Annotated in this window: 10 protein-coding genes; 8 read left to right on the top strand and 2 right to left on the bottom strand. The window is 34.8% G+C overall.

Annotated elements, in window-relative coordinates:
- The first annotated feature begins 11 nt into the window (after nt 1–11).
- The 8 genes from ACHRV3_RS02930 (at nt 12) to ACHRV3_RS02895 (ending at nt 11,046) form a co-directional block, all read left to right on the top strand.
- The gene (locus ACHRV3_RS02930) at nt 12–1,631 is read left to right on the top strand and encodes a RagB/SusD family nutrient uptake outer membrane protein (protein WP_395435667.1); all 1,620 of its coding nucleotides are present in this window, start codon (nt 12–14) and stop codon (nt 1,629–1,631) included.
- Nucleotides 1,632–2,298: 667 nt separating this feature from the next.
- Nucleotides 2,299–3,240 (top strand): alpha/beta hydrolase fold domain-containing protein, encoded by a 942-nt coding sequence (locus ACHRV3_RS02925; RefSeq protein ID WP_395435668.1) that lies wholly within the window; start codon nt 2,299–2,301, stop codon nt 3,238–3,240.
- A 12-nt stretch (nt 3,241–3,252) separates the two neighbouring features.
- Nucleotides 3,253–4,218: a DUF4861 family protein gene (locus ACHRV3_RS02920; protein WP_395435669.1), complete on the top strand. Its 966-nt coding sequence runs from the start codon at nt 3,253–3,255 to the stop codon at nt 4,216–4,218.
- 4 nt (nt 4,219–4,222) lie between these two features.
- Nucleotides 4,223–5,446 (top strand): glycoside hydrolase family 105 protein, encoded by a 1,224-nt coding sequence (locus tag ACHRV3_RS02915; RefSeq protein ID WP_395435670.1) that lies wholly within the window; start codon nt 4,223–4,225, stop codon nt 5,444–5,446.
- A 22-nt stretch (nt 5,447–5,468) separates the two neighbouring features.
- Nucleotides 5,469–6,686, top strand: a complete 1,218-nt coding sequence (locus ACHRV3_RS02910; RefSeq protein ID WP_395435671.1) for a glycoside hydrolase family 105 protein — start codon at nt 5,469–5,471, stop codon at nt 6,684–6,686.
- A 68-nt stretch (nt 6,687–6,754) separates the two neighbouring features.
- A complete protein-coding gene (gene pelA, locus ACHRV3_RS02905) occupies nt 6,755–8,764 on the top strand; it encodes a pectate lyase (protein ID WP_395435672.1) in 2,010 nt (669 codons plus the stop codon).
- A 27-nt stretch (nt 8,765–8,791) separates the two neighbouring features.
- On the top strand, nt 8,792–10,141 hold the full coding sequence (locus ACHRV3_RS02900) for a glycoside hydrolase family 28 protein (RefSeq protein WP_395435673.1): 1,350 nt from the start codon (nt 8,792–8,794) through the stop codon (nt 10,139–10,141).
- A 161-nt stretch (nt 10,142–10,302) separates the two neighbouring features.
- Nucleotides 10,303–11,046: a rhamnogalacturonan acetylesterase gene (locus ACHRV3_RS02895; protein WP_395435674.1), complete on the top strand. Its 744-nt coding sequence runs from the start codon at nt 10,303–10,305 to the stop codon at nt 11,044–11,046.
- 36 nt (nt 11,047–11,082) lie between these two features.
- On the opposite strand, the gene ACHRV3_RS02890 is transcribed toward ACHRV3_RS02895, so the two are convergent.
- Both ACHRV3_RS02890 and ACHRV3_RS02885 read right to left on the bottom strand, forming a co-directional pair.
- Complete coding sequence (locus ACHRV3_RS02890; protein WP_395435675.1) at nt 11,083–12,102, bottom strand: helix-turn-helix domain-containing protein; 1,020 nt, start codon at nt 12,100–12,102, stop codon at nt 11,083–11,085.
- A gap of 18 nt (nt 12,103–12,120) precedes the next feature.
- A complete protein-coding gene (locus tag ACHRV3_RS02885; protein ID WP_053004259.1) occupies nt 12,121–13,101 on the bottom strand; it encodes a helix-turn-helix transcriptional regulator in 981 nt (326 codons plus the stop codon).
- Nucleotides 13,102–13,508: the final 407 nt, after the last annotated feature.

Below are 13,508 nucleotides of genomic sequence, written 5' to 3'. Positions count from 1 at the left end.
AAAGAGTCAAAATGAAAAAAACAATAATAACCCTATCAATAGCATTATTAACACTTAGTTCTTGTAGTGATTTTATCGAAGAGGACAACAGATCCAGCGCTGAGACTTCGGAATATTTAAAGTCATCAGGATATGAATCTTTAATAAATGCGAATTATGCAGAACTAAAAGATATTTACGGTGGCGAACCCTGGTTGTTTGTTTCCGGAACAGATTTATATGCCGAGGGCAGAAGCACAGAACCAATCGGAATAAGCCAATATACACAACTGACTTCTTCCTCTCCCAATGTAGATTATCTGTATAAAGAATGTTACAAAGCCATTCAAAGAGCCAATACAGCTTTGCATTTTGGAGAATTAACAGAGAAAACGACAACATTGAGTGCCCGAATCGGAGAGGTAAAGTATCTAAGAGCAAATGCCTACTTTTTATTAGTACAAACCTACGGAGGTGTTAGTTTAGACACCCAGTATCACGATTCACCGGTATTGTCTTTTGATAGAAATTCAGCAGAAGAAATCTATACTTTTATCGTTAAAGAATTAGAAGAATCTCTCAATTTGGTACCCGCCGGTGCTTTTACAGGAAGAGTGACCAAAAGAGCCGTTCAGGATTTATTGGCAAAAGTATATTTAACCAGAGCCTATGAAACTTTTGGTGCCGCAACCGATTTTGCAAATGCTGCAAAATATGCAGACGATGCTATAGCCGGTCAGGCTTTGACTATAAAGTATAGTGATTTATGGTTGCCGGCAAATGATATAAATGCAGAAGTAATTTTCTCGGCTCAGTTTAGTGCCGGTTCTAACAGTTCCAACCCGCAGACTACCGGAAACGGACAAGCAAGTTATTTTAGTTCTTATTTAGGAGGTTCAGAAGTGGCAGGTAAAGCGCCTTACAGGTCATACAACTTATTGCCAACAGATTTCGCTATTGGACTTTTTGAAAAAGGAGATACCCGTTGGGATGGAACTTTTATGACACAAACCTATACAAGATATTATGATTATTATGATGTAGCCAATAAAACAGGTTTAGCGGTTACTCATTTTTATGTACCTAAATGGATGACTCCGGCAGAATTAGATGCGTACAAACTGGCAAATCCAAAAACTAATATTCACCTATACGGAACTTATGGTGCAGGAAAAGGTTTGAATAGTGATTACCAAACTATTCCGGTTCGCAAGTTTGATGATCCAAAAGCACCTTTCGCTACTAGTTCAACTACACCAAGAACAAGTACTCGTGATTTTGTAATTTCGAGATTGGCAGATACCTATTTAATTGCAGCAGAAGCTTATTTACACACCAATCCTGCCACAGGATTAATCAGATTAAATGAAGTACGCAAAAGAGCCGGTGTGGCCAATGCAACTGCGGGAGAGTTTAATATCGATTATATTTTGGACGAAAGAGCAAGAGAAATGATCGGAGAATACAACCGCTGGTTTGATTTGAAGCGTACCGGAAAATTAATCGAAAGAGCCTCTTTACATAATTTCAATATTAAAGCAGCAAATTTTGACGGAGCAAATGGAGAAAAGAAAATTTTGAGACCAATTCCACAAGAGGCTTTGGATTTAAATCAAAGTAAAAATTTTCCACAAAACCCGGCCTATAATTAATACAATTAAATACATAGAAACATAGTTTTGCGCTGATGAAAATGAAAGTAAAGTAAACACCATACCTTTCATAAAGCCTACGATAGGAAGAAAAACAGGACTCAAATATTCTTTTTCGAACAGTAAAGTCTATGTTTCTATGTATTAAAAAAGAATGATATTCAACGAGTTAATTTTAAACAAGTAAAGAAACAACGATACATTCCAACAAGTAAACTATGTGAGGAATAACATGATTCAAATATTCTTTTTCGAACAGCAAAGTCTATGTTTCTATGTATTAAAAAAGAATGACATTGAACGAGTTAATTTTAAACAAGTAAACAAACAGCGATACATTTCAAAAAGTATACTATGTGAGGAATAACATGACTCAAATATTCTTTTTCGAACAGCAAAGTCTATGTTTCTATGTGTTAAAAAAGAATGACATTCAACGAGTTAATTTTAAACAAGTAAACTATGTGAGGAATAACATGATTCAAATATTCTTTTTCGAATGGTAAGTTCTATGTTTCTATGTGTTAAAAAATAATTGTAACCAACGAGTTAATTTTAAATAAAACAAGAGATAAACATTTGGTTGATTGCCTATTTCTTGTTTTTTTGAATGGTATTAGGAGCTTGATAAACAGCAAGCTTCTAATGCTGTTTTAAATTAAAAACAATGAAAAAAATACTGTTACTAGTTTTTGCTTTATCCGTAAACCATAGTCAATCGCAGACGGCTTACAGTATCGATACAACCTATACAATAAAAAGTACCTACGCCAAGCTGATCAAAAAATACCCTTTTATAAAAATCGCCGAGGCAAAGAAGGATGAAAATGTCGACCAGATTTACGATATAGTTTATAATAAGCAAAAAGAGAGAGCATTACATTTAGATTCTTTTGTAAATTCGAAGGAGGAAAAGAGAAATCCCGTTGTAATTTTAATTCATGGTGGAGGCTGGAAGTCAGGCAATAAAAATCAGATGTGGGTTCTCGCACAGGAAATAGCCTCAAGAGGATATGCTTGTTTTACCGTTGAGTATCGATTGTCACCTGAAGCGAAATATCCACAAGCGATATATGATGTAAAAAACGCCATAAAGTTTATAAAAGATAATGCGAAAAGATTTCATGCAAATCCAAACAAAATTGCGATTTTGGGCTGCTCTTCGGGCGGACAAATGGCAGCTTTGATTGGTACAACAAATGAAGACTTGACTTTTGAAGATACAAACAATATAAGTAAAACATCCTCAAAAGTAAACGCGATTATTGATATAGACGGAATTTTGGCTTTTAAACATCCGGAATCAAATGAGGGAGAAATGGCCGCTTTTTGGTTGAATGGGACTTATGAAGAAAATCCGGAGAACTGGGACAAGGCTTCAGCTTTGAATCACGCTAACAAAAATACACCACCAATACTTTTTATAAACAGTAGTTTCGAAAGATTTCATGCCGGAAGGGACGATATGATTGCCATTTTAAACCAGAATGCCATTTACAGTGAGGTTAAAACAATAGCAAATACACCACATTCTTTTTGGTTTTTTGAGCCGTGGTTGAAGGAAACAGTTGGTTATACAACACAATTTTTAGATAAAATTTTTAAATAATTCAGGAATAAAATGAAAGCAAGAATTCAAATAGCGACTTTATTTTTATTAGGTTTTACAGCAGCCAATGCGCAGCAATATGATATAAAAAAGAACAAAACGTACGCCGAAATATCCGCAAAAACAGATGGAAAATGGGAGGCACGCAAATACATTGGAGGAACCACTTTTAATAATGTTGACCGACTAAAATTGGCTCCGGAACATACCGATCATTCTTTTGATATTCGCTACGAAGGTCCGGGATGGGAGAACAACAGAATTGGATACCGCTTGTATTTAGATTGGAGAAATGCGATTGATATTTTCGGAAAAAAAACAACTGAGAATATATTACCAAAAGTAGGACAGGACAATTTTGATTCCTATCACGAAATGAGTGATTGGGGTGCCGATATCCTCAAAGCCGGAAAAGGAATCGGAATTGGATCCATAGATCGTTATTTAAACAAAGAAAAATTACACTTCCACGAAGTCGATTCAACAATCGCCTATGTAACAAATAAAGCCAACGAATCGGTAGTAAAAATTGATTATTTCGGATGGAAAACCGCTTCAGATAAAATTGACTTTATATCGGAATTAACCATAAAACCAGACCAACTGTACACACAACATGCTTTTAAAGCTTCATCAGCAATTCAGGGAATTTGTACCGGAATCGTGAAACAAAAAAACACCGAATTGCTTAAAAAAGAAAGCAAGAATAAAAAGTGGGCCTATTTAGCAACTTATGGTCAGCAATCTTTGGTTCCGGATAAATTGGGAATGGCTCTTTTCTACGAAGTTAGCACTATCGAAAATACCGTTGATACCGATTTAGATTATTTGTTAGTATTCAAACCCACTACCAAATGGACTTCATTCTATCTGTTAGGTGCTTGGGAACAAGAAGTAAACGGTATTAAAACACAAGAAGAGTTTGTAAAATATCTGGACGAAAGATTAGAAGTACTGAACAAAAAAGGTAAAATGTAATAGTATGATAAAAGCTGTTTTTAAAAAGATCAATTTTATAAAAGTTGTTATTGTTTTCCTGTTGATTTTTGGCAGTAAAATAAAAGCACAAGGTCAGAATGATTCCGATAAAACGATTATCTCTGATCAGTTAAAATGGTCGGAAAGAACAGCTCTTACAGTTTTAAGAAACTATCCAAATGCCTGGCAGCTTGATGGCAATGACAAACCAAAGTGGGATTATAAAATGGGTTTTGTATTGTCCGGTTTTGAAAAATTATTTCAAAAGACAAACGACAAAAAATATCTGAACTACATAAAAGACTATGTCGATGAAAGAATTGACAGTAGCGGAAGTATTAAAAAGTACGATGTCAAAGAATACAACATCGATTATTTAAGTCCGGCAAAGCTATTGTTTAATTTATATGAGGTTACAAAAGATTCCCGTTATTTAAAACTGCTGGGGCAATTTCGTAATCAATTAGAAAGTCAGCCCAGAACAGCCAGCGGAGGATTTTGGCACAAACAAATCTACCCCAACCAAATGTGGATTGATGGTTTGTATATGGCCGAACCCTTCTACACACAATTTACCATGAAGTATGAAAAAGGGAAAAGTCTGGATGATATTGCGAAACAATTTGAGTTGGTACAAAATCACATAGTAGACAAACAGACAGGTTTAGTATATCAGGCTTGGGATGAAAGTAAGGAAATTGGTTGGGCCAATAAGCTAACCGGAACATCACCAACAATCTGGGGACGTGGTATTGGCTGGTATATGCTGGCTTTGACAGAAACACTGGATTATTTTCCAAAATCACATCCAAAGTATAAAGTTTTGGTTGCCTATCTCAATCAAATAGCCAAAAATGCAAACGAGTATAAAAGTGCCGAAGGTTTGTGGTATCAGGTAGCAGATAAACCGCAATTATTTGGAAATTATGTCGAACCATCTGCTTCTGCAATGGTTATTTATGCTTTTGCAAAAGGAGCAAACAAAGGATATTTGGCTTCAAGTTACAAGCGAACGGCTCAAAAATCATTTGACAGTTTTGTAAAGGAATTTGTAAAAGTCAATAAAGCGGGTGAAGTAAACATTCTCAATGTTTCTTCAAATGTTGGTTTGGGAGGAAAACCTTTCCGCGATGGTACAAACGAGTATTACCTTACTGCAAAGACAAAAGAAAATGGGGCAATAGGTATCGGAGCCTTTTTATTAAGTGTGATTGAATTAGATAAATAGTAGAATTAAAACAATTTTTAAAATGATAAATAACAAAAAGAATATACTTGTATCGGTACTATTAATTTGCTTGATGGTTTTTACAAACAGCAAACTGATCGCGCAGGAACAGGTAAACAAGGATATCGTTATTGCTAAAGATTTAAAATGGTCGGACAAAATGACGTTGACCTTAATGAAACGACATCCTGAGGCTTATAGGATCGACGATTCAAAAACACCAAAATGGGATTATGTTCACGGATTAGTTTTACATGGAATCGAAGAATTGTATAAAAAAAATCCGGACCCAAGATACAAGGCTTATGTAAGAGGTTATGTGGATGCATTGGTTCAGGAAGATGGTACTATTAACACTTATGAATTAGATAAATACAACATTGATTTGGTTGTACCCGGCCGTTTGCTTTTTGATGTTTATGCCACTACAAAAGAAGAAAAGTATTTAAAAGCATTACAGCTCTTACGCAAGCAGCTAAGCGAGCAACCGCGCACCAAAAGCGGCGGTTTCTGGCACAAGCAAATATATCCAAACCAAATGTGGCTAGACGGTTTGTATATGGGAGAACCATTTTATGCGCAATACACGGTAACATTCGAAGATGGAAAAAATCTCGATGATGTGGCCAAACAATTTGAACAAATTCAACTGCATGCAACAGATCCAAAAACAGGTTTGTTATATCATGGTTGGGATGAAAGCAAAGAAATGCCATGGGCGAATAAAGAAACGGGAAATTCCCCAAATTTCTGGTCCAGAGCATTGGGATGGTATGCCATGGCACTTGTTGATGTGTTGGATTATTTCCCAAAAGAACATCCAAAACAAAAAGAATTGGTAAAATATTTAAATGCCGTTTCTGCAAGTTTAGCGAAATATCAGGATCAATCCGGTTTATGGTATCAGGTAACCGATAAAGGTGGAAAGGAAGGCAATTATTTAGAAGCCTCAGGATCTTCTATGTTTGCTTATGCTTTTGCAAAAGGCGCCAACAAAGGATACCTACCTGCAAAATATAAAAAACTGGCGAACAAAGCCTTTGATGGTCTGACTCAACAATTAATTAAAACAGATGCCGATGGCGGAATTACACTTACTCAAGCCTGTCAGGTAGCCGGTCTAGGAGGAAAACCCTATCGTGACGGTTCATATGAGTATTATGTAAACGAGAAAAAAAAGGATAATGACCCAAAAGCAACCGGCCCCTTTATTCTGGCAGCCCTGGAATTAAACAGATAAAATATTAAATTGTTCTAAACCCGATAGGTTTTCAAATCTGTCGGGTTTAAGTACGTAACAAATTAAAAATGATACTCCAAAAAAAAATAGTACTACTGGTTTTATTAGTCACAGGTTTTGTAGCAAATGCCCAAAACACCTATAAAAACTGGTCGGATATTATTCGTAAAAATGATGCTGTCTGGTTTGCTTCTGCTGAAGCCCAAAAAATAGCAGAAAATGTGTTGTTGTATCAAAGAGATATTGGCGGATGGCCAAAGAACATACAAATGCAGGAGGAATTAACTTCTCAGCAAAAAAAAGATTTAATTGCGCTTAAAAAAACGGCATTAGAAACTACAACAGATAACGGAGCGACTTGTCAAGAGATGCTTTTTATGTCTAGAATGTATGCTGAGGTCAAAGACGAAGGATACAAAGAATCTTTTTTAAAAGGAATCAATTATTTACTTGAAGCACAATACGCAAATGGAGGATGGCCGCAATTTTATCCGTTAAAAAAAGGATATTACACCCATATCACCTACAATGATGACTCGATGGTTAATATTCTGAATGTCCTGAAACAAATTAGTGAAAGAACCGATTTCTACAGCATTAAACCATCAAATGAAATAGTTGAAAAAACTAAAAAAGCATTCAATAAAGGTATAGATTGTATCCTGAAAACACAATACAGACAAAACGGATCATTAACAGCCTGGTGCGCACAGTATGATGAAATAGCGTTGACTCCGGCAAAAGCAAGAGCCTATGAACTTCCGTCTTTAAGCGGAAAAGAATCAGCTAAAATTACCTTGTTATTAATGTCAATAGAGAATCCTTCTGCGGAAATTATTACTGCTGTAAAAAGTGCCCAGGCGTGGTTTGAAAAAACTAAAATTACCAATCTCGAAGAAAAACGAGTACTAAAGGACGGCGGAAAAATCATAGAAAAGAAAATGATAGTTACCTCAAACGGAGCACCAATTTGGGCAAGATTTATGGAATTGGATACAAATGAACCTTTCTTCTGTGATCGTGACGGAATTAAAAAGAAATCTTTAGATCAAATCGGCCCCGAGCGTCGAAATGGTTATGCCTGGTTTACAGATGAGCCCAAAGAAGTTCTTAAAAAATATGCCGGATGGGCAGCAAAAAACGGAGTGAGAATGGAGACAGTTGTAACTCCTTCAAAGAAAAAAGAACATTATTTTACGGTGGCTCAGGACGGAACGGGAGATTTTATTAAAATTCAGGAAGCAGTAAATGCCTGTCCGTCCTTCCCGTATGAAAAAGTAACTCTCTTTATAAAAAACGGAATTTATACCGAAAAAGTGAGAATCCCGGAATGGAATACCCACTTAACTTTAATAGGAGAAAGTAAAGAAAATACGATCATCACATTTGACGACAATTTCGCAAAGATAAATTCAGGACGAAACAGTACTTTTTACACCTACACTGTTTTGATTGAAGGGGATGATTTTTCAGCATCCAATTTAACCATTAAAAATACATCGGGAGACAATGGTCAGGCGATTGCGTTGTCTGTGGTAGCCAATCGCGTTCAGATTTCGAATTGTTTGATACTTGGAAATCAGGATACTTTATATCTATCTGGGGAAAATGCCAAACAATATTTTAAGGATTGTTATATCGAAGGAACAACCGATTTTATTTTTGGAAATGCAACAACTTTATTTGAAAATTGCACGATCCATAGCATCAAAGATTCTTTTATTACCGCCGCTTCAACTCCAGAAGGGACAGCCTTTGGTTTTGTTTTCAAAAACTGCAGACTAACCGCTGATCCTTTGGCAACGGCAGTTTATCTGGGAAGACCGTGGAGAGTTTATGCAAAAACAGTATTTATAAATTGTGATATGGCGAATCATATAAGACCCGAAGGCTGGCAAAACTGGTCTAAACCCGAAGCAGAAAAAAAAGCCTTTTATGCCGAGTACAATTGTAAGGGAGAAGGATATCAACCCGATAAAAGAGTGCCTTGGTCGCATCAGCTTTCCAAAAAAGAAGCAGAAAAATATACAATAGAAAATATACTTCAGGACACAATACCAAACTGGTTTTCAAACTAAATCCGGTTTTCATAAAAGTAAATACAAATGAATTTTAAATACCTCCTTATTTTATTAATTTCTTGCAGTTCTTTCGCTCAGAAAGCGGAATTTCCAACTGCAGAAGTAGACGCTATTGTAAACCGAATTCAATTACCGGTTTTTTCTTCCTATCAAATAAATATTCAGGAACTGGGAGCAAAAGGAGATTCTGTAACCAATGCAAAATTGGCCTTTGATAAAGCCATGGCATTGTGCAAAAAGAACAAGGGTGGAACCATAATTGTACCTAAAGGCATCTATAAACTAAACGGACCGATTCACTTTGTCAGTAACGTCAATCTTAGACTTGAAAAAGGGGCAAAGATTAAATTTAGTGATAACCCGAAAGACTATTTGCCGATGGTTTTGACAAGCTGGGAAGGAACAATGCTTTACAATTACAGTCCGTTAATCTATGCTTATGAATGTACTAATATTGCGATAACGGGCGAAGGAACGATAGACGGAGAAGGAGGGAAGATCTGGAAAAGTTTTAAAGCCAAAGAAACGGAAGGGAAAAACAGAAGTCGTGAAATGAATCACAATGCGGTTGCATTAAAAGACAGAAAGTTTGGAGAAGGTTTTTTCCTGAGGCCACAAATGATTCAGTTTTTTAATTGCAAAAATATTTTGGTAGAAAACATTCATATCGAAAATGCACCATTTTGGTGTTTGCATCTGTTAAAATCAGAAAGTATTACCGTTCGGGGAGTCCATTATAAATCATTGAATTACAATAATGACGGAATCGATCCGGAATACGCAAAAGATGTTCTAATTGAAAATGTAACTTTTGATAACGGAGACGATAACATCGCCATTAAAGCAGGAAGAGATCATGAAGGAAGAGCCAATTCGGCTACTCCAAGTGAGAACATTGTAATTAGAAATTGCAATTTTAAAGGACTGCATGGAGTAGTTTTAGGTAGCGAAATGTCAGCTGGAATTCAGAATGTTTATGTAGAAAATTGCAAAGCGGTTGGTTATTTAAAAAGAGGAATTTATATAAAAACCAATGCAGATCGGGGTGGTTTCATTAAGAATATCCATGTCAGAAATATCCAACTGGATGAGGTAGAAGATTGCTTGTATATAACAGCAAATTATCATGGAGAAGGAAAAGGTTTCCAGTCGGATATATCAAATATACATTTTTCTGCTATCACCTGTAATAAAGCAACAGAATCAGGAATAGTCATTCAGGGATTTCCCGAGAAGAAGATTCGAAATGTGTTTCTAAACAATATTGAAATAAAAGAAGCAAAAAATGCCCTATCTAACGAAAATGCAGAAAATGTGATCATGAGTGATGTTTTTATTGGTAAAAGAGCGACGGTTCCCTCCGCAGCGAAATGAGTTTTTTGAGAGGTTCAAAGGTTCAAAGTTACAGAGGTTCAAAGTAGTAAAACTTAGAAAATACTTTGCGACTCTGCGACTTTGCGAGAAAAAAATAACACCACTTTTGTAAACGCTTAACACACCTTGGCTTTGCGGTAAAACTCTAATTTTTAAATAAAATGAACTATTATCTATCCCTCATATTCTTAATTTCCATGAGTTGTCTGGCACAAAAGACGACAGTTTATTGTATTGGCGATTCTACCATGGCCAATAAAAAAGATCCCGAAAAAAATCCCGAACACGGTTGGGCGCAGGTTTTGCAACCTTTTTTTAAAGACAATATTCTGGTAGAAAACAAAGCAGTAAATGGCCGAAGCACAAAGAGTTTTATCGCTGAAAAGCGTTGGGATTCTATCTATAAAAAACTTAAAACTGGAGACTATGTTTTTATAGAATTTGGACATAATGATGAGAAAACAGGAGATTCTGCCCGATACACCAATCCACATACCGCATACCGTTATAATTTAATCCGATTTGTAAAGGAAAGTAGAGAAAAGGGAGCTGTCCCTGTACTGCTAAGTTCAATTGCCAGGCGAAATTTTAACGAGCAAGGTGTATTGCTTCCGACTCACGGTGATTATCCATTAGAAACACGGCTGGTTGCACAGGGATATAAAGTACCGTTTATAGATTTAGAATATTACACCGAATTATTAGAACAATCTTACGGAGTGGAAAAATCAAAATTACTTCATTTGCATTTTAAAGCCGGAGAAGTACCTTATTATAAAGAAGAGAAAAACGATGATACTCATCTTTCCTTATTGGGAGCAACGGAGATTGCTAAAATTGTGATCAATCAAATAAAACTTTTGGATGATCCTTCTCTGGCTAAACTCCAAAAAAGTATTAGATAACAAGTTGTATTTTTATCGTAGTACTCGTTTTAGAGTTTAACTGGCATATCTTCTGTTATTTGTCTGGTAGGTCTTTCTTACAAAATCTTCTGAAGGCTTTCTGTGATGGAAAGTATAATATTTGGATCGGAAATGATTGAGTCTGGTGTAATTTAATTCATACACAATCTCTGTCAATGTATTATAATTCCCACTTTTTAAAAGATCATTCGCCAGTATCATTTTTTTTTTAAGAAAGAGATTTTTAGGGGAATTATTGAATTGTTTTTTGAATAGTATTTTATATTTGGAGGGAGACATACCAGCCATTTTGGATAAAAAACTTACGGTAGGAAACGAATTGGTCAGATTATCCAAAAAATAGTTTTTTGTTTTTGCAACCGCTTCCAGTTCAATTCTGGTTGCTTCACTTTGTACTGCTGATGAATTTTCGCATCGAATTATAAAATTACCCAGTAGTTTTAATGAAATACCTTTTAAAAAAGAGTCAAATGAAAGATCAGAAATTGATTTATCCTTAATTGATTTCAGTAATAAATTGCTATTGCTGTCAATAGTATCAAAAAAGTGATGGGAGTTTCCCATAGCTTCATTTTTTCGTTTGGTATATTCTTCAATCGTATCTGCTCTTAAGTATTCATTTAATACTTTTTTGTCAACTAGTAGTTGTAATACTACTGTTCGTTTATTGATTAAAGGTCTGAAAGTGCTTTCTATCTTGTTGTTTGAAATAGTGAAACTCGGATTTTCAAAAGAATCGATTTGATACTCTACGGCATCAATTTCTATTGAATTGGGAGAATCACTTAAATCGAAGTGAAAAATATATAAATCATTTTCTGATTTTAATCGATTTACTTCAATAGGTTTGGTTAAAACAAAATCAATAAACAATGCAGAAATCCCCGGAGTTATCTGGGTGAAGTAGGAATGACCCTCACCAAGTGCTTCTGGTATAACAATTATTTTTCCATCAATAAGTTCAGCGCTTATTTCTTGAGCTAACGCTTGATGCCATTCGGGTGTCAGGTTATATGAAAGAGCTATTTTTTTCATTAGTGGCGACATTTAAGATTATAATTGTTTAATATAATTCTTTGGAGAAACTCCAAAATGCTCCTTAAATTTTGAAGAGAAATAGGAGTTATTACTAAAATGAAGTTTATCTGAAACTTGAGAGATTGACAATTGTCTGCTTTCAAGAAGTTCTTTTGCCAGAAGGAGCTTATTATTCAGAAAGAAGGAGTTTGGTGTTAAGCCGGTTACTTTTTTAAATAAATTTTTGAATTTTGATTCAGACATTTTTGCATTTTTTGCCATCACCGCAATAGTAGGAAAAGCACCTTCAATATTTTCAGTTAGAAACATTTGAATGGCTATTATTTTTTTAAGATCTGTTTCTTTAACAGTTTGAATAACAAACTTATCAAGTGCTATTTTTTTTATATAACTAGACATTAAAAGATGTACGGTAGCTCTAAGATTTAGATCAAAAACTGGCCCACCGGCATTTAGTTTGCGCAAGTCATTTAATATATGATAACTTTCATCAGCAATCCTGTCAATTCTGATAATCGTATTTTTTTCGGGATCGATAAGCTTTTGTAAATCGGGAAAAAAAAGAGTATTGTTTTTAACAAATGTATTAAGGACGTTCTTTTTTATAAATATGCAAAGGGCATAAGTATTACTTCCTGACTTGACGTGAAAATCAGTTAGAAGTGAGCCGTCAATTACAGCCAAATTATATTTCCATCGTCCTATATCGAAGATTGTATTATTGGTTTCTAAACTGGCGTCACCTTCAGTAAGATCATAGTACAATGCAATAAAATCATTTCTTGAATTTTTTTGAGTAAAGAGTACGTCTTGATGGTATTTTACATTGACATAATAGGCTACAATTCCTTCTTCACATTCAAGGAAATAACGGATTCCAGTGTGGATATCCTCAGGAACATTTATAAAGTTACCCTCTACTTTTCCTCCAAATTGTTCTGTTAAATGTTGTACCCAACTTAAGTCAGCACTATAAGAGTGTTCAATTGTTTTCATGTGGTATTTCTATTGTTTTACAAAAAATATTTTTTACTCCTAACTCGTAAGCAAAAGAATTCATTATTTATTTAAAATCTTTTCTTCTCCGACACCTTCGCCATTTCTAATATAATTGTCTGTCACAAAACATTCTATTATTTAAAATATAATTATGGTATGTATTTATATTTTATCATACGCAAAGTTCTTTAATAAAAAGTTAAGATGTTTTGATGTATTTATTAGTGTTGCATTTTAATTGATAAGTGTTTTGTTTGTTGTTTTTAGTACTGATTTACAGTGTTTTATGTTTAAATAATTAAAGTCTTATTCTGATATTTATATGTCGTAAGGGGGTAATTTGAAACTTGTTCTCGCCTCTAATTTTGCATACTGTTTTAATGAAATACTTAAATCAGAAAATA

Origin of the sequence: Flavobacterium sp. FlaQc-49 (assembly GCF_044005985.1) — a bacterium.
GTDB classification, from domain to species: domain Bacteria; phylum Bacteroidota; class Bacteroidia; order Flavobacteriales; family Flavobacteriaceae; genus Flavobacterium; species Flavobacterium cupriresistens.
This window is presented reverse-complemented; position numbering and strand designations above follow the sequence as displayed.